At 73.9% G+C, this 17,402-nt stretch carries 14 protein-coding genes; 11 read left to right on the plus strand and 3 right to left on the minus strand.

The genetic code is table 11. From position 1 onward, the window contains the following. Positions 1-6: 6 nt before the first annotated feature. From RIN75_RS04950 to RIN75_RS04965, 4 genes are all read left to right on the plus strand, one after another. Complete coding sequence (locus tag RIN75_RS04950) at positions 7-567, plus strand: TetR family transcriptional regulator C-terminal domain-containing protein (protein ID WP_309110560.1); 561 nt, start codon at positions 7-9, stop codon at positions 565-567. Further along, a complete protein-coding gene (locus RIN75_RS04955) occupies positions 564-1,799 on the plus strand; it encodes a cytochrome P450 (RefSeq protein WP_309110561.1) in 1,236 nt (411 codons plus the stop codon). Before RIN75_RS04950 ends, RIN75_RS04955 begins: the two co-directional genes overlap by 4 nt. Before the next feature lie 238 nt (positions 1,800-2,037). Next, positions 2,038-2,397 carry a DUF2203 domain-containing protein gene (locus RIN75_RS04960; protein WP_309110562.1) on the plus strand — a complete coding sequence of 120 codons (360 nt, stop codon included), beginning with the start codon at positions 2,038-2,040 and terminating at the stop codon, positions 2,395-2,397. Between the two features lie 43 nt (positions 2,398-2,440). Then, positions 2,441-2,983 carry an HAD domain-containing protein gene (locus tag RIN75_RS04965; RefSeq protein WP_309110563.1) on the plus strand — a complete coding sequence of 181 codons (543 nt, stop codon included), beginning with the start codon at positions 2,441-2,443 and terminating at the stop codon, positions 2,981-2,983. 112 nt (positions 2,984-3,095) lie between these two features. On the opposite strand, the gene RIN75_RS04970 is transcribed toward RIN75_RS04965, so the two are convergent. Next, positions 3,096-4,112 carry a hypothetical protein gene (locus RIN75_RS04970; protein ID WP_309110564.1) on the minus strand — a complete coding sequence of 339 codons (1,017 nt, stop codon included), beginning with the start codon at positions 4,110-4,112 and terminating at the stop codon, positions 3,096-3,098. A gap of 118 nt (positions 4,113-4,230) precedes the next feature. Continuing rightward, entirely contained in the window at positions 4,231-4,539 is a 309-nt protein-coding gene (locus tag RIN75_RS04975) for a hypothetical protein (RefSeq protein WP_309110565.1), read from the minus strand. Between the two features lie 179 nt (positions 4,540-4,718). Here RIN75_RS04975 and RIN75_RS04980 point away from each other — a divergent pair, with 179 nt between their 5' ends. The 7 genes from RIN75_RS04980 to RIN75_RS05010 all read left to right on the plus strand — a co-directional run bounded on the left by RIN75_RS04980 (position 4,719) and on the right by RIN75_RS05010 (position 14,346). Then, on the plus strand, positions 4,719-4,928 hold the full coding sequence (locus RIN75_RS04980) for a hypothetical protein (RefSeq protein WP_309110566.1): 210 nt from the start codon (positions 4,719-4,721) through the stop codon (positions 4,926-4,928). Between the two features lie 25 nt (positions 4,929-4,953). Beyond that, positions 4,954-6,186: a hypothetical protein gene (locus RIN75_RS04985; protein ID WP_309110567.1), complete on the plus strand. Its 1,233-nt coding sequence runs from the start codon at positions 4,954-4,956 to the stop codon at positions 6,184-6,186. Then, positions 6,183-8,942, plus strand: a complete 2,760-nt coding sequence (locus RIN75_RS04990) for an AAA domain-containing protein (RefSeq protein ID WP_309110568.1) — start codon at positions 6,183-6,185, stop codon at positions 8,940-8,942. Before RIN75_RS04985 ends, RIN75_RS04990 begins: the two co-directional genes overlap by 4 nt. A 76-nt stretch (positions 8,943-9,018) precedes the next feature. Next, positions 9,019-12,450 carry a DEAD/DEAH box helicase gene (locus tag RIN75_RS04995; protein ID WP_309110569.1) on the plus strand — a complete coding sequence of 1,144 codons (3,432 nt, stop codon included), beginning with the start codon at positions 9,019-9,021 and terminating at the stop codon, positions 12,448-12,450. A 75-nt stretch (positions 12,451-12,525) separates the two neighbouring features. Beyond that, the gene (locus RIN75_RS05000) at positions 12,526-12,951 is read left to right on the plus strand and encodes a hypothetical protein (protein WP_309110570.1); all 426 of its coding nucleotides are present in this window, start codon (positions 12,526-12,528) and stop codon (positions 12,949-12,951) included. Then, entirely contained in the window at positions 12,941-13,474 is a 534-nt protein-coding gene (locus RIN75_RS05005) for a SigE family RNA polymerase sigma factor (RefSeq protein ID WP_309110571.1), read from the plus strand. The genes RIN75_RS05000 and RIN75_RS05005 overlap by 11 nt, the downstream gene beginning before the upstream one ends. Next, a complete protein-coding gene (locus RIN75_RS05010; protein WP_309110572.1) occupies positions 13,471-14,346 on the plus strand; it encodes a hypothetical protein in 876 nt (291 codons plus the stop codon). The genes RIN75_RS05005 and RIN75_RS05010 overlap by 4 nt, the downstream gene beginning before the upstream one ends. A gap of 34 nt (positions 14,347-14,380) precedes the next feature. On the opposite strand, the gene RIN75_RS05015 is transcribed toward RIN75_RS05010, so the two are convergent. Next, on the minus strand, positions 14,381-17,293 hold the full coding sequence (locus RIN75_RS05015) for a proprotein convertase P-domain-containing protein (RefSeq protein WP_309110573.1): 2,913 nt from the start codon (positions 17,291-17,293) through the stop codon (positions 14,381-14,383). Positions 17,294-17,402 lie beyond the last annotated feature (109 nt).

The following is a 17,402-nucleotide window of genomic DNA, read 5'->3' on the forward strand; positions in this document are numbered from 1 at the left end:
GACGAGGTGACGTCAACGCGGACCCGCGCTCTCGACGCCGCCGTCGAACTCCTCGGCACCGGAGGACTCCGCGCCCTCACCCACGCGCGCGTCGACGAGCACGCCAACCTGCCCAAGGGCTCCACGTCCAACCACTTCCGCACCCGCGCGGCGCTGCTGTCCGGCGTGGTGGACTGGATCGCCGCCCACGAGCTGCGCGACCTGGGCGGCGGGGAGTTCCTGCCGACCACGCCGGCCGAGCTGGTGGACCTCATGTGCGGGTTCCTCGACCACCTGACCGGGGTGGACCGGACGTGGACCGCCGCACGCCTGGTGCTGTTCATGGAGGCGGGCCACGAGCCCGGCCTCCGCGACGCCCTGTCCCGGGTCCGCGCGGTCATGGAGCAGTCCCTGGTCGCGGTGCTCACCAAGCTGGGCGCCCCGGACCCGCTCACCGCCGCGCAGGCCATCGCCGCGTGCTGCGAGGGCGTCATCCTCCACCGCGTCGCCCGTGACGACCGCACCGACCCGCGCCCCATGCTGGAACTGGTGGTGCACGGCGCCTTCCCCCGCGAGGAGACCATTTGAGGACCGAAGCGCACACCCGGGTGCTGCTCGGCGGGATGGGCCTGCGCGCCCACGAGCACCACGAGGTCGAGGACGCCTTACGCGACCGCGGCCAGTGGGTGACCCGTGAGCAGTTACCCACCGGCGTCACGGTCGCGGTGGTCACCGTGGGCCTGGAGGAGGCCCGAAGACTCGCGGCCGACCAGCGGCTGTCCAAGGACGGCACCGCGTTGGAAGCGGCCTACCTGGCACAACTGTCGCGGCTCGGCCTCCCCGCCGAGGTCAACCCGATGAACGGTGTCTCCGCGCTCAACTCCGACGACCCGCTCCACCGCAGGCTCCGCAAACCCATCGCCGCCGTGTTCACGCCCCGCCGCATAGAAGCGCTGCGACCGCGCGTTGAACGCATCATCCGCGAACTGGTGGACACCCTGCCCGTGGGCGTCCCGCTCGACCTCATGGGCAACTACGCCATCCCCGTGTCCTTCCACGTCTTGTGCGAGCTGCTGGGCCTGCCCGAGTCCGACCACGACGTGCTCGTCCCGTGGACCCACGCCCTGACGGCGGAGAACCCGCAGATCACCGGTCCCGCCGCGGCGGCCTTCGCCGAGTACCTGGGCCGGCTGGTCGCCGACCGGGCGCGCCACCCGGCGGACGACCTGATCAGCGACCTGGCCCGGATCACCGACCCGGCCGAACCGGGCAGCGCGCAGTGGCTGGTCAACAACGTGCTGCTGCTCATCGTGGCCGGGCACGAGACCACCGCGAGCACGATCGGCAACCTGCTCGGCGTCCTGCTGTCCCCGCGCACCGCGCACGGGTGGGCGGCGCTGGCCGGCGCACCGGACACCGCGCCGCTGGTGGTCGAGGAGGGCACCCGGCACAACCCGGCGGTCCGCAACCTCACCCCGCGCGTGGCCCGCGAGCACGTCGAGGTGCACGACGCCCTGATCGAGCCGGGCGAACTGGTGTTCATCAACGTCGGCGCGGCCAACCGGGACCCTGCGGTGCACGGGCCGACCGCGGCGGTGTTCGACCCCTTCCGCCCGACCGCCCGCCACCAGCTGACCTTCGGCCACGGCATCCACTACTGCGTGGGCGCGCAGCTCGCCGCGATCGAGGCCGCCGCCGCGGTCCGCGAGCTGACCACGCGCTACCCGGGCAGCCGGCGGGCGTTCACCGACTACTGGCCGTGCCGGGACTCCTCGGTCACCAACCCGCCGGAGAAGGTCCTGGCCGTGCTCCGACCGTGACCGCGTACCGGGCGAACTCGAGGGCCGCTTCCAGACTGCCCGGGCGCGGCGGGTCCTGCGGGTCCCAGCCGCGCGGGCGGTCCTCGATCACCTGGGTGAGCAGGGCCGCCAACGCGGGTGCAGGGTCTCCTGTGCCCACTCCATCGCGGGTGTTCAGCTCTTCGAAGGGCGTGTGCACGGGGTACAGGGTCGCCGAGTCTAACCTTGGGCCACCAACCGATTTCGGGGCAAGGACGACATGGGACTGTTCACCGTGGCCGAGGCGCGGCGCGAGCTGGACCGGCTGCGGCCGGTGCTGGACGAGATCGTGGCGCTGCGGGCCGACGCCGCCGAGCTGTCCGCCGCGCTGGGCACCGGCGAGCCCTCGCCGCTGGGCGGGCTGGCCGAGTTCAAGGCGGCGCAGGCGCGGCTGGACGAGCTGATGAGCACCGTGCAGGGCACCGGGGCCGAGCTGAAGGGCTTCGCGCCGCTGCTGGTGGACTTCCCGGCCGACCTGGACGGCGTGCCCGTGCTGCTGTGCTGGCTGGAGGGCGACGCGGGGCTGGAGTGGTACCACCGGGCCGACCTGGGCTTCGCGGGCCGCCGCCGGCTGCCGTAATTCCGCTGGACCACGACCCGCAGGCCGGTCGACGATCACCGCCATGCTGCTGATGCTGGACGTCGACGGGCCGCTCAACCCGTACGCGGCGAAGCCGAGCAAGCGGCCGGAGGGCTACCGGACGTTCCGGTACACCCGTTCCGGGGGCTGGCACACCGGTCGCGACGCGCGCCGGTACCGCGGGCTGCGGGTGTGGCTCAACCCGGCGCACGGCCCCGCCCTGCGCGCCCTGGCCGCGGACACCGGGCTGGAACTGGTGTGGGCGACGACGTGGCTGGACCTGGCCAACGAGTTGGTGGCGCCCGCGATCGGCCTGCCGGAGCTGCCCGTGGTGCGGTTCCCGGAACTCGACCCTGGCCACGGGTGGCGGCCCGACGGGGAGTGGAAGTGGCGGGCGGTGGCGTCCTACGCCGCCGGGCGGCCGTTGGCGTGGTTCGACGACGAGCTGGACGGGTGGTCGGCGGCGCGCGGGGTGTTCGACCAGGAGCGGGGTGGGGTGCCGACCCGGTTGTGCGCGGTGGACCCGCGGCGCGGGCTGACGGACGAGCACTTCGAGGACGTCCGTGCGTGGGCGGCAGGGTTGTGAAGGGCGCGTACGGTCGAAGTCGCGTGTGTCGTTCGGTCGGTGGGGGTGAAGGCGCTGCGCGGGCACCTGCGGTTGGAGCGCGAGGTGCCGCGGCAGCGGATCCCGAGCGCGCCTAGTCCGCTGTGGACACTTCGATCCGGTTCGCCTCGGCGTCACGGGCGGCGCGGTAGTGGTCGGCTCGGGTGTCGAGCTTTTGCGCCGCGTCGGCCGCGATGCGGAGGGTCACCAGGGCGAGGCCGGGTACGGCTGCTTGGTCCGCCGCCTCGAAGGCCGCTCGTGCCAGTTCGCCGGACGCGTCCCGGGCCGGCGCGAACAGTTCCTCGACGTAATGCCGGCCAAGGCCGACCTCGCGGCAACCCGGCACGTCCTCCAGCGCCACCGCGCAGTCCGTGAGCGCGGACCAGGCCGCCTCGTGTTGGCCGGAGAGGCGTTCGTGGCGGGCCAAGGTCGTCAGCGCGGACGCGACAGCCCGGGAGTCCCGGGCGAAGGTGAGCAGACCGCGCTGCGCCTCCGCTGCCTCGGCGTGCGCACCGAGGTCGGCGTAGCGGCCACGCGGCACGGTCAGGGTCTGCTCGTCGCGCTCGCCCCCTTCGGTCCAGCGGGTCAGCCAGGCGCGAGCCTCGTCGTCCATGCCCAACCGGGCGGCGCGGTCGGACCAGGTCAGAGGGCTTTCGTCGGAGGGGTCGGCGGGGAACCACTTCTGCTTGCGGTGCCACCACTTCGCCAGGTCGACCTCGCCCACGTCGGCCAGGCGTTCCAGCACCGCGTCCCGCTCCGGGTGGTCGCTCGCGCGGACGAACGCCAGCGTCTCCGCCACGCCGGCCGCGACCAGGTACTCGACGTCGTAGCCGCACCAGGTGTCGAAGTTCGCGCGCTTCAGGTCCCAGTGCAGCCACACGTCCGACACCTCGCGGAACGACGCCAGCAGGAACCCGGCCAGCTCGGACTCGTCGGTGTGACCGCCGAAGTCGTCGTCCGCACGGCCCTGGGCCTCCGCTGCCGCCAACGCGCGCACCAGCTCGATGTCGTCGGGCTGGAGGTCGTATTGCAGGCCCCACAGGACCAGGGCGCGCTCCGCGTCCGCCCCTTGCCGCGCCCGCGCCACCGCTGCCCGCACCAGATCGATCATGCCGACCAGTATGGCCAGGGCCGCCGTGTGGGTGGTGTTCGGCGACGGCGGTGTGGTGAAGCGGCCGTTGGGCAGGTAGGGCTGTCGCCGAACGCGGCCGCTGCCCGGAACGCTCGGGCTAGCCGACCCGGTCCACGCCGATCGGCCCCGCCCCGCACAGCCGCAGCGCGCTGTCCGCCAGCGTCCCCGGCATGTCGTCCAGAGTCATCCGCCCGGCGGCCACCTCCTCGCCCGCCGCGTGCCCCAGCGCGACGATCGCCTTGGCCAGCCGGGAAACCGGCGCGTCCGCCGTGAACTCCCCCGACCGCTGCCCGCGCGCCGGCACCCGCTGGAGGTGGTCGACCACGGGCACGTGCCGCGCGCGGTCGCCCTCGGGCGCGGACAGGTGCAGCAGCACGGGGTGGCGGCGGGTGGCGCTCCAGCTCACGTCGAGCAGGCGCAGCAACGCCTCGGCCGCCGGCCCCTCGTCCAGCCGCGCCTCGGCGGGTTCGGCGGGACCGCGCGGCGATCCTCGACCGCCGGCAAGCGTTCAACATCGCCCGCACCCTCGCCGCGCTGATCGCGTTCCTGGGCGGTCACCTGCTCACCGCACCCGCCCGGGAGGCCGTGGCGCGCGGCGTCCCGCTCCCCGAAGACCTTTCGCCGACCGACCGCCGGGGCGCGGAACTGGCCGTGCCGGCCGCGCAAGACCCGGAGAAGACCACCGAGGACGACGTGGCGGCGTGGCTCGGCGACACCTACACCCAGCACTGCCTGCTGCACCTGTTCGCGTTCGGGGTGGTCGCCGGGGTGGAGCGGGACTTTACCGATCGGTGATCGGCGCACGGCCAGAATCTGAAGCGTGGACCTGCTGCCGTGTGGACATGCCGCTCTCGTCGGACGTTCGAGGCTCTGCGAGCACCTCCTGGTGGAGCAACCACCCGATTGCCACCGCAGGCTGACCGGTGTCGGGAGCGGGTTCGACCTGGTGTGCCCGGCCTGTGCCGAGGTGACCGACCTGGTCGTGGCGTGCGAGGGGTGCGTCGCGCGGGTCGAGGAGCACGTCCGGGGCTCTGAACTCGGGTGGCTGCGCGTGCCCGAGGTCCGGTACCTGGACGGCGAGGCGGGCGGCACGTGGGCGGAGCGGGAGTGGCGGGCGGTGGCGCTGGGCGATCGGTGCCTGGCGCCGCTGCCCGGCGGGTGGCTGGTGCTGACCGCGGACGGGCTGGTGGCGCTGGAGGACGACGGGCCGCGGCTGGTCGCGGAGGTGGACGTGCCGGCGGACGAGTCGGACCACCGGCCGCGCAACCAGCGGCGGGCCGCCGTGCACACCTCCGCGGACGGGCGGTTCGCGGCCGTGGTCACCGATTACGGGCAGTTCGGCACCGTGGTCGACCTGCGGGACGGTTCCGCCGTCCTGGCCCTGGACCGGGGCGGTTACCACGCCGACACCACCCCGTTCCCGGTCGCCTTCGCGGGGTCGACGGTCATCGCCGCGACCTCCTGGAACCGGCTGGACGCGTTCGACGCCGCCACCGGCCGCCTGCTCACCTCGCGCGACCTGTCCCAGCGCTACAGCGGGCTGTTCCAGGGCTCCCTGCACCCCAGCCCGGACGGCCGGTGGCTGCTGTGCGACGGCTGGCTGTGGAGCCCGGCGGGACAGCCGCGCGTGGTCGACCTCCAGGCCTGGCTGAACGGGGCCGACCCGTACGCGCCCGAGTCCGCCCGGGTGCTGACGCAGCGCCGGCACGCGTGGGACCAGCCGGCGGCCTGGGTGGACGAGCGCACGGTGGCCATCCAGCGGATGGGGTTCGACGACGACGCCATGCTGCCCGGCGTCGAGCTGTACACCCTGCCCGAGCACAAGCTGAGCAAGCTGCTCGCCGGGCCGGACGGGCCGATGTGGGCGCACGACGGCTTGCTGTACGTCTCGACCGACGCCGGGCTGGAGGTGTGGGACCCGGACCCCGGGGCGCGCACCGCGCTGGTCGAGGGCTTCCGGCCGCACGCCCACAACCCGGCCACGGGCGCGTTCGCGCGGTTGTCCGGCGGGCGGCTCACGACCTGGACGCCGTGCGGCAGGATGCCGCGGTGACCGTTTCCGCAGTGCTGCGCACGCTGGCGCGGCTCAGCGCGTCCGAGCAGCCGCAACGCGTCCACCTGGACGTCGCCAAGACCGCCGGGCTGGTGTGGCTGGCCGATGAGCCCGCGGCGTGGACCGCGTTGACCGCCGACCCGGAGGCGGAGCCGGTGCCGTGGCGCGCCGGGCAGTACCTGAAGGACGCGGTGCAGCGGCTCGCGGCGTTCGACGCGTTGCACCGCGAGGACCGGTTGCTGCGGCTGGGGTGGGCGTTCCTGTGCGGTCCGGCCGAGGTCGAGGGGAAGCGGCGGCGGGTGTGCCTGCCGCTGGTGTCGCGGCCGGTGCGGCTGGACCACGCGGGCGGGCGGCGGTACGGGCTCCACCCGGCCGGTGACGTCGCGGTGTACCCGCTGGCCGAGTGGTCCAAGGCGCCCGAGCTGGAGACCGGGCTGGACCGGACCGGCGAGTGGATCACGGCGGCGCTGGCGGCGGCCGGGTTCGCGGGCGTGCCCGTGCTGGACGCCTCGCACGACCCGAGGGACCACGTCGGCGGTGAGGAACTGGTCGTGGTGGCGGGCGCGGGCCTGCACGCGGGCGAACCGGTGGTGAGCACCGAACGCGGGTCCGCGCTCTACACGTGGGCGCGCGCCGAGGGCATCGAGGACACCGCGCTGGCCAGGCTGTACGCGCCGGTCGAGGTCGAGGAGCACGACGAGCCGGTCACCGAGGTGCTGCCGCTGACGCCGAGCCAGCGCGCCGCCGTCCGCGCGGCCCGGTCCGCGCCGGTGACCGTGGTCGGCGGGCCGCCGGGCAGCGGCAAGACCCACACCCTGGCCGCGATCGCGCTGGACGCCGTCGCCGCCGGGCAGTCCGTGCTGCTGGCCGGCCGCACCCGCAACGCCGCCGACGTGCTGGGCGCCGCGCTGCGCCGGGCGGGCGGCCCGGTGCCGGTGCTGTTCGGCGACTCCGAGCTGCGCCAGGAGATGGCCCGCGAACTCGGCGACGGCCTGGCCCCCGCCGAACGCGACGCGCACGACCTCGACCGGGCGCGGCGGTCGGCCGACGCGGCGGTGGCGCGGGTCGAGCGGGCCGTGGCGGACGCGGTGCGGGACGAGGAACTGGCCGCGGAGGCGGTGCGGCGGGAAGCGCTCATGGCGGCGCACCGGACCGTTGCGCCGAAAGCGTTCGAGGACACGGATCTCACGCGCATCCACGACTTGATGCGGCCGCGCGAAGGGCTGTTCGCCGGCCTGCGGACGCAGTGGGCGCTGCGGTCGGCGCGGCGGCTCGCGGGTGCGGCGGAGGACACCGACCCGGTCGAGTTGGAAGCCGCGGTGCGGGCCGCCGAGCAGTCCGCCGCGCACGTCCGGCTGGCCGCGAACGGCGGCACGTCGTTGACCGCGCTGCGCGAGCTGCTCGCCGAGGAGGACGCCAACCGCCACCGCAGCACCGCCGCGTGGCTGGCCGCGCGGACCGGCGGCCGGGGCGCGGGCCCGCGGCGGGCGGTGGCGGCGCTGGCGCGGGCGTTGCGCTCGGGGCCGGCGGCGCGGCGGCGGGCGCTGGCCGACATCGCGCCGCACGACCTGGTGGCCGCGCTGCCGCTGTGGGTCGGGACGCTCGCCGAGGTCGAGGACATCCTGCCCGCCGTGCCGGGCATGTTCGACCTGGTCGTGGTGGACGAGGCCAGCCACGTCGACCAGCCGCTGGCCGCGCCCGCCCTGCTGCGCGGCCGGCGCGCGGTGATCGGCGGCGACCCGCGCCAGTTGCGGCACGTGTCGTTCGTCGGCGACCAGGCCGTGCGCGACGCCGTGACCGCCGAGGGCACGGAAGCGCTGGCGGACCGGCTGGACGTGCCGAAGGTGAGCCTGTTCGACGCGGGCGCGGCGGCGGCCGGCGTGCACTGGCTGACCGAGCACCACCGCTGCGCGCCGCACCTGATCGGGTTCGCCGCCCGGAAGTTCTACGACGGCCGGATCGCGCTGCTCACCACGCACCCGGCGATCGCCGACGTGGACTGCATCGACACCGAGCACGTCCCCGGCACCCGCGACCGCAAGGGCGTCAACCCGGTCGAGGCGGACGCCGTGCTGGCGCACGTGGGCCGCCGGATCGCCGCCGGGGTGCGGTCGATCGGCGTGGTGACGCCGTTCCGCGCGCAGGCCGACGCCCTGGAGCGGGCGTTGCTGGACCGGTTGTCGCTGGACGAGATCACCACCGGCGGCGTCCGCGTCGGCACCGTGCACGGGGTGCAGGGCTCGGAGTTCGACGAGGTCGTGGTGAGCCTGGCGCTGACCGACGACGACAAGCCCAACGCGTGGCGGTTCGCGGGCGACCGCAACCTGCTGGCCGTGCTGACCACCCGCGCCCGCCGCCGGGTCCACCTGGTGACCTCCGCGACCCGGCCGGTCGGCCTGGTCGGCGAGTACCTGCGGCACGCGGAGGTCCCGCCGACCGAGACCGAGGGAGCGGAACCGGCCGACGAGTGGACCGCCCGGCTGGCCGAGGCGTTGCGGGCGCTGGGGCGGACCGTGCGGACCGGGTACCCGGTCGGCGAGTGGCGGCTGGACCTGGTGGTGGGCGAGGGCGTCGACGCGGTCGCCGTGGAGACCCGGCCGCACCCGGACGGCGTGGCCGCGCACCTGGCGCGGTGGCGGGCCCTGCACGGCGCGGGCTGGCGGGTGCACGACGCGTTCCCGAGCCGGTTCGACCGCGACCCGGTCCGGGCGGCGGTGGGCCTGGCGCACGAACTCCCCGCGTCCGCGCCCGTCTGACCCGTGCCGCCTGCGGCGGGTGCGGCGAACGGGTTAGCATCGCGTGCTCAGCGGCCGGACGGGGAGGGCGGGAGTGGTGCGCGGATCGTCCAGCCCACCGGGCGCCGACACGTCCGTCGCGGGCGTCGTCGAATCCCGCTGGGGCGTCCGCCCGGAACCCGCGATCGCCCGCTACGCCGAACCCGGCTGGCAGCTGTCCCCCATCCCGGTGGAGAAGCGCTGCCCCCGGTGCGCGGGCGAACTGCACGGCCTGTTCCGCTCGCACCCGCACCGCGGCAAGCAGCAGTTGCAGGCCGCGGTGGTGTGCGTGACGTGCCCGGCGTCGTTCACGCTGCGCGAGTTGCAGCTGTCCCAGAAGTCGGTGCTGGGCGACCTGAAGCCGGAAGCGGTGGCCAGGCGCGCCGCCGAAGACGCCCAACTCGCCGCCCTGGCCCGCGAAGCCCGCACCTTCGAACGCCCCTCGATGCGCTCCGAGGAGCCGCCGCCGGAAATTGTCGGTACCCCGGAGGAGAATGGAACCGGGGGCCGGAGGCCACGCCTCGGCCAGCCGACAACCGCCGACTCCCCCACCGCTGCCGACCTCACCGCTGCCGACACCCCCGCTGCCGACACCCCCGATCCGACAGCCGCCGATCCGGCCGAAGAACCCGCGCGGCCGGTGCGGCGGATGTCGACCACGGTCATGGCGGCGCGCATCCGCTCGATCCTCGCCGGCTCCGAAGCCGTCCCGACCACCCAGACCGACGACACCCCGACCCTCCCGCCCCACCTCCTCACCGACCCCGCCCCCGTCTGGTGGTGCAAGACCACCGACCCCACGATGAAACCCCCGCCCGGCGTCACCGGAGCCCGGGTCGTCCTCCCCGACCGCCCCGAGTTCGACGAACTGCGCGCCCTGCTCACCCAGGAAGGCGTCGAGCACCGCTCCATCAAGCACTGGCTGGAGCAGGAAACCGTCTCCCGCCAACCCGGCGAACCCCTCCGCGCCACCGCCTGGCTCTCCGAGGTCGGCGGCATCGTCCCGGAGCGCTGCGAACCCGTCGGCGACGACAAGGCGTGGGCCGCCCGCCTCGCCTTCGACGTCCTCTGGCAGCTCCACGACACCCCCGGCCCGGCCCCCGACCCCACCCCGACCACCGACCTGGTCCCGCCGGAGTACCTGCCGTTCCTGCCCTTCCCGGTGCTCAACCCGGCGCAGACCCAGGCCGCGCCGCACATCCTCGACGACGACGCCCACCTGCTGATCACCGCACCGACCGGCGCCGGCAAGACCGCGATCGGCATGCTGGCCGTCCTGCGCACCATCCTCGAAGAGGGCCGAAAGGCCGCCTGGCTGGTCCCCCAGCGCTCCCTCACCGACGAACTCGACCGCGAACTGGAGTCCTGGCGCGCACAGGGCCTGCGGGTCGAACGGCTGTCCGGCGAGTACGCCGTGGACGTCGAACGGGTCCGCGCCGCCGACCTGTGGGTGGCCACGACCGAGAAGTTCGAGGCGATCTGCCGGGCCGCCTCCCTCCAGGCCGCGCTGGGCGAGGTCGGCTGCATGGTGGTCGACGAGATCCACCTGCTCGGCACCCCCGGCCGCGGCGCGCTGCTGGAAGCCCTGCTGGCTCGTGTCCGGGGCGCGGACTCGCCGGTGCGGATCGTGGGCCTGTCCGCGACCGTGTCCAACGCCGCCGAGGTCGCCGAGTGGCTGGAGGCGGACCTGGTCGCGACGACGTGGCGGCCGTCCCGGGTGACCTGGCAGCTGCCGACCATCCCGGCCGCGTCCGGATTCGCCGCCAACGCCCGGTTGCGCGAACAGGTCGTGCTCGACCTCACCGACCGGCACACCGCGGAGCAGGGCAGCGTCCTGGTGTTCTGCGGCTCCAAGCGCAACGTCCGCTCCACCGCGATGGCCATCGCCGCCGACCGCGGCGCTCCCGTGCACAGCGTGGCCGCCGACGACGTGGACGGCCTGACCCGCGTGTGCGCCGAAGTCGGCGTCCGCATGCACTACGCCGACTACGAGCACAAACACGCCGCCGAACGCGCCTTCCGCGACCGCAAGGCCGACGTCCTGGTGGCCACCTCCACCGTCGCCGCCGGCGTGAACCTGCCCGCCCGCGCGGTGATCGTGCGCGACACCACGGTCGGCGGCGAACCCATGGACACCTCGATGGTGCTCCAGATGTTCGGCCGGGCCGGGCGGATCGGCGCGGGCGAGACCGAGGGCTGGTCGTACCTGGTGGTCGACGAGCACCAGCGGGCGGCGTGGCAGACCCGGCTGGTGGCGGGCTACTCGGTGTACTCGCGCATCCACGAGAGCCTGCCCGACCACGTCCTGGCCGAGGTGTTGCAGGGCCGGATCACCAGCGTGGCCGACGCCGAGGCGTGGTGGGTGGAAACCCTGGCGTACGCCCAAGGCGACGACGCGCTCCAACCCGTCCAGGACGCGGTCGCGTTCCTCGTGTCGGAAGGTCATCTCACCGAACGCGACGGCGCGCTGGCGATCACCGAACTCGGCCGGCTGACCGCGCGGATGATGGTGTCGACCTACACCGGCCACCGCCTGCGCTACGCCCTGGGCCTGCTCCCCGTCCCAGCCGATCCGGAGGCTGCCGAGGACGCCCTGATCCTCGTGCTGTCGGTGGCGGTGCGCGATCTGGCCGCGCTGCCGGTGCCGGACCAGGTGCGTCCGGCGGTCGCGACCGTGGTCAAGGCCGGCGGTCGGGCTTCGCAGGTGACCAACACGGCCTCAGTCAAGGGCCTGGGGTCCCAGACCACCACCGCTCCCGGTGACCTGGCCCGCGCCGGACTCCTGCTGGCCGCCCGGTCCCCGCACCTGTTCTCCGGCCGGGCCCGGCGGGTCGCGGCGGGCGTCCCGCTGTCGACCCTGCACCCGGTGTTCGACCAGGCTCCCCGGTTCCTGTCGTGGCTCGCCGCGCAGGGCGTGCTGGGGACCGTGCACCCGTGGATCGCCGTGGTGGCCGCGGATTTGGACCAGCGCGTGCGGTGGCGGGCGTTGACGCCGAAGCGCGGTGCCGGGCGTTTGCTGTGGCTGTGCGAACAGATGGCCACGCGGTCGCGGGCGCACGACCTGGTCCCCGAGATGTGGCGGTCGGCCGTGGCGCGCGGTGTCCGCTCCCCCGACTGGCCGCCGGGACGCCCACCGGCCGAGTGCGAACTGGACCAGGCCGGGTACACCGCGTTGCTGCGGGAACGGACCACCGGGGCGCTGCTGGAGGTGCGCGACGACCGGGCGTGCGTGTCCGGGACGGTCGCGGCGCAGGCGGTGGCGTGGCGGGGCAAGCAGTACGGGCCGGCGGTGAGCACGAAAGCGGCGACCGAGGTGGCCTACCCCGAGGGTGAGGAGACCGACAAGGGGGTGGCGGTGTTCACCCGGCGCGGCGACTACAAGGCGTCCGGCTGGCTCGCGGCCTACACGGCTCTGGCGGAGGACGAGGAACCGGCCCCGGTGAGCAAGCCGTCGCGCCGAGGTCTGGGGGCCGTGCGCCGCGGATTGTGACGTGGGTCATACGTCCTGTGCGGCCGGGCTCGGTGTCTTCGGGGTGAAGGCAGTCGACAGGTCGGGAGGTCCTGAATGACGACCCACGTTCCTTCCCTCGCCCGGTCCGGTGCGCCACCTGGCGCGGTGGTGGCCGCCGTGGGGATCGGGGTGCATGCGTTCAACCACGTCACCGTCGTGGTGCAGGACGTGTGGCGGTTCATCGCCGAACCCGCTGCCGCCGGGGTGAACCGGGGCACCATCTACCACCCGATCAGCGCGGTGCTCTACGTGTGGCTGGCGGTCGGTGTCCACTCCGGACGGTGGTGGGCCAGGCTCGCGATCACCGTTCTGCTGGCGTTCCAGGCGGTGGGGCGGTACTTCGTGTTCGTCTCCTACCCGGAGGTCGAGGTGCGGGCCGACCTGGTCAGCGGGTGGGCGTTGTCCGCCGTCATCCTGACGTTGCTGTGGGTGCCGGCGTCGATGAAGGCGCACTTCGCCAAGGCCCGGCATGACCGCTGACACGGCGGGGGCGCACCTCACCGTGGTGGCCGTGTCCGACGACGAGGAGTTCACCGCCTACGTGACGGCGGCCCTGCCCCGGTTGCGCCGGCTCGCCCACGTGCTGTGCGGTGACGGGCACCGGGGCGATGACGTGGTGCAGATCGCGATCACCAGGCTGTACGCGCACTGGCGCAAAGCCCGCGCGGCGGACGACCTCGACGCCTACGCGCGGACCGTCCTGGTCCGGGCCTTCCTCAACGAGCACCGGCGGCGGTGGGGGCTGGTCCGGCTGGTGGGCGGGTCCGGCGAGTTGCCGCAGGTCGAGCAGGCGCAGCCGGACGTCGAGACGCGCGAGGTGGTGTGGGCGGCGTTGCGGCGGGTGCCGCCCAAGGCCCGCGCGGTGCTGGTGCTGCGGTTCGTGGCCGACCTGCCGGTGGCCGAGGTGGCGCGGGCGCTGCGTTGTTCGGAGAGCACGGTGAAGTCCCAGACCGCGCACGGGCTGGCCGCGTTGCGCCGGCTGCTGGGGAAGGAGGAGCGATGAGCGAGCCGAGCGACCTGCTCGCCCCGCTGCGGGCGGTCGAACCCGACGAGCGCACCACCGTCGACATCGGGCGCGCGATCCGCACCGGCAAGCGGCGCAAGCGGATCAGGAACGGGTTGACCGCGCTGGCCGCCGTCGTGCTGACCGTCGTCGCCCTGTCGCCGTTCCTGGTCCGCCCGAGCCCACCACCGGAGCCCGCCGGACCGGCCGAGTTCGACGTGCTGCGCCAAGTCGTCCGGGTCGGCTCCGCCGCCGGCTACCACGGCATGAGCTACCAGACCGGCCGCTACCAGCACACCATCCTGCTCGCCCGGGCCGCCGACCCGGTCGCGCAGGAGTTGGGGGCGATCACGGTCCACGCCCGCGGCCGGTACCCCGGGCAGGGTGGACCGGGGTGGGCGCCGCACGGTCAGCCCGCGCCCGACGTCCACGGCCGGCGCGCCGTCTGGCTGGACGCGGGTGGTCTGCTGGCCTGGGAGTGGGGCGACGGGGCGTGGGCGTCGGTCAGGTTGGAGCCCTCGTTCCCCGACATGCGTGACCGGGCGCATCGGGTGGCGCAGAGTGTCGTGCCGACCGCGGACACCCCCGTGCGTGTGCCGCTGACCGTCGATGGTTCGACCTTGCGCCAAGTGTCCCTGGTGGGTGTGCGGATTCCGTTGCGCGGCACCGGTGATCTCGGTGGGCTGGTGTTCGCCTCGAACGACGAACCCACGGCACCCAACGCCGTCGTGGTGCTCGAGGAGGATCTCGCCGTGCACGTCGAATCGGTCGACGCGCCGCTCATGGGGGTCGCGGGCGAGGTGATCGACTCGGTGGAAGCCGTGTCCGACCCGGCCAACCGGGACAACTGGGTGGCCAACCCGGTGCGGTGAAGGTGGGGGCGGGTGAGCCCGCCCCCACCGAGGGTCACAGCGTCAGCGTCCAGGAGTCGAGGGTGCCGATGTCCTGGGCCGCCGCGTCCTGCACCCGCAACGTCCAGGTGCCGGACCGGTTCTCGCCCGACAGGTCGACCGGGTAGGCCTTGTCGATGTCGTCGGTGCTGCCGCCGGATCGGTTGTGCAGCACGTACGCGCTGCCGTCCGGCGCGACCAGGGTCACCACGAGGTCGCCGATGTAGGTGTGCTTGATGTGCACCTCCACCGACGACGTGGCCGAGGCCGTGCCCTGGCAGGTCAACGGGATCGTGGAGGTCACCGTGGTGTTGTCGCCGATCGCCACGTCGTTGGGGTTGGTGCCGGTGCACGCGCCGCCGACCTGGTTGACCGTCAGCGTGAAGGTCGCGCTGCGGGTGGCCGACGCCGCCGTCCCGGTCAGGGTGATCGGGTAGGTGCCCGCCGGGGTGGTGCTCGACGTGGTGATGGTGACCGTGGCCGAACCGCCCGCGGTGACCGAGGTCGGGTTGAACGTGGCGGTCGCGCCCGCCGGGAGGCCGGTGGCGGACAGGGCGACGGACTCCGCCGTCCCCGACACCACGGACGTGGACAGGGTGACGGTCGCCGTGCCGCCCGGGTCGACGGCCGCGGAGGACGGGGTCGCCGAGATCGCGAAGTCGTTCGCCGGGGCCGTCGACGGCCGGATCTGGTAGATGCCCAGGCCGTAGGTGGCGGCCGTGAGCACGGTCTGTCCACTTGCGACGGACGGGGCGATGTCGGTCACCGGCACCACCGGCAGGTCGGTGCCCAGCGGGGACCAGTTGCCGCCGCCGTTGGTGGACACGAACGCGCCGACGTCGCTGCCCACGTACAGGATCGACCGGTTGAGCGGGTCCTGCACGATCTCGTTGACCGGCGCGTCGGGCAGGTTGCTGGAGATGTCGGTCCACGTGGTGCCGCCGTCCGACGTGCGGAACACGTGCGCGAGGTCGGAACCGTTGCGGTAGCCCGAGACCGTGACGTAGGCCAGGTTCGCGTCGGTCGGGTCGACGGTGACGCGGGTGATGAACCGCGTCGGCAGGCCCGTGGTGATCTCCCGCCACGTGGTGCCGGTGTCGCGGGTGACCCACATCCGGCCGTCCTCGGTGCCCGCGTAGATGACCCGGCCGTCGCTCTTGGCCACGCCGATCGCGCTGATCGTGGCCCAGGTGCCGTGGGTGAGGTCGTTGGAGATCACCGAGAACGACGCGGCGGAGTTGGTGGACCGGTTCAGCCGGTTGCCGCCGTAGTACACGATCGCCGGGTTGTTCGGGTCGAACACGACCGGGGTCAGCCAGCCGCGCCGGGTGGAGGTCGTGCTGCCGAACGCGGACGTCGTGTTGCCGCCGTCGGTCGACCGGACGCACTGGCCGTTCTGGGCGCACGCGTAGACCTTGTTGTGGTTGGTCGGGTCGATCAGGTTGGCCAGGCCGTCGCCGCCGTAGATCTGGCCCCAACCCGCCCACGACCGCACGGAACCGTTGTCCTGCAAGCCGCCGCTGATCCGCGTCGGGTCCTGCTGCGAGACGGCCACGGTGTAGAACTGCATGTTGGACAGGTTGCGGGCCTTGGTCCACGTGCCGTTCAACGAGCCGTTCGACGTCGACCGGTAGACGCCGCCGTCGTTGCCGATGAACACCCGGCCGGACACCCGCGGGTCCACCGCCACGGCGTGCTGGTCGACGTGGAACGACGAGCTGTTGCTGGTCCAGCTGGTGCCCGCGTTGGAGGACTCCAGCATCGGCACGCCCGGCACCCAGATGTGCTGCGAGGCGGCCGGGTCGACGAAGATCCGGCCGAACCACCAGCCGAACGTCGACTGCGAGGACGACAACGCGCTGGTGTTGGTGATGCGGGTCCACGTGTCGCCGCGGTTGGTGGAGGTCCAGAAGCCCTGGAAGTTGCCGGGCGTGTCCGCGGAGATCGCGTACAGCCGGGCCGGGTCGGACTTGGCGACCGCGATGCCCATGCGGCCGTTGTTCGCGTCCGGCGCGGGCAGGCCGCCGCCGAGGCGGGTCCAGGTCTGGCCGCCGTCGGACGAGCGGTACGCGCCCGTGCCGACGCCGCCGTACGTGCGGCCCTCGGGCTTGCGGGTGTGGTCCCACATGGCCGCGTAGACGTAGTTCGGCTCGGACGGGCTGATCGACACGTCGATGCCGCCCGTGGTGGTGTTCACGCCGGCCAGGGCCTGCCGCCACGTCGTGCCGCCGTCCGTGGTGGCGTAGATGCCGCGCGTCCCGCCGGGCTGGTAGAGCTTGCCCGCGGCGGCGACGAAGATCCGGTTCGGGTTGGTCGGGTCGATCGAGATGCGGCCGATGCGGTCGGTGCCGTCCAGGCCCAGGTGCTGCCAGGTCGCGCCGGCGTCGGTGGAGCGGTAGACCCCGTTGCCGGGGAACGAGTACGACGCCGAACCGGGCGCGCCCTCACCGGTGCCGACGTAGAGGGTGCCGTTGCCGGCGACGGCCAGCGCACCCGTGGACTGCGGCAGGTCGCGGCTCCACGAGTAGCTGAAGGTCGTGCCGCCGTCGGTGCTCTTCCAGACGCCGCCGGAGGCCGCGCCCACGTACACGGTGTCGGGGCGGGTGGGGTCGACGGCGATGTCGGAGATCCGGCCGCCCAGGCCCGGTCCCAGCGACTGCCAGGCGGCTTGCGCGGTCAGGGTGCGGGAGTGCCCGTCGCGCAACGCGTTGGCCTCGCGCACGGCTCTCGCGAGGTTCGCGCCGATGTCGACGGTGTTCGGGTGCAGGCGCTGGCGGGCGAACCACTCGTCGCTGCCGGCGGGACCGAGGGGGTTGTCGTTCTCGACGTGCGGGGAGCCGACGACGCGGTCGGCGACGCCGGGGACGGCGGCTGCGGGGAGTAAGAGCATGGAGGTGCCGAGCAGGGCTATGACCGTTTTGCGGCGCATGGCAGGCCTTCCGGTGGGCAGGGTTGCCGCAGATGGTCCCGACGGGTCGGGGTGTCCGGTAGGGCCGAATTGCGGGGGTGTTTCACGGTTTACGGCCGACCGTTGTCGC

It is taken from the genome of Saccharothrix sp. (assembly GCF_031180885.1).
GTDB lineage: Bacteria > Actinomycetota > Actinomycetes > Mycobacteriales > Pseudonocardiaceae > Actinosynnema.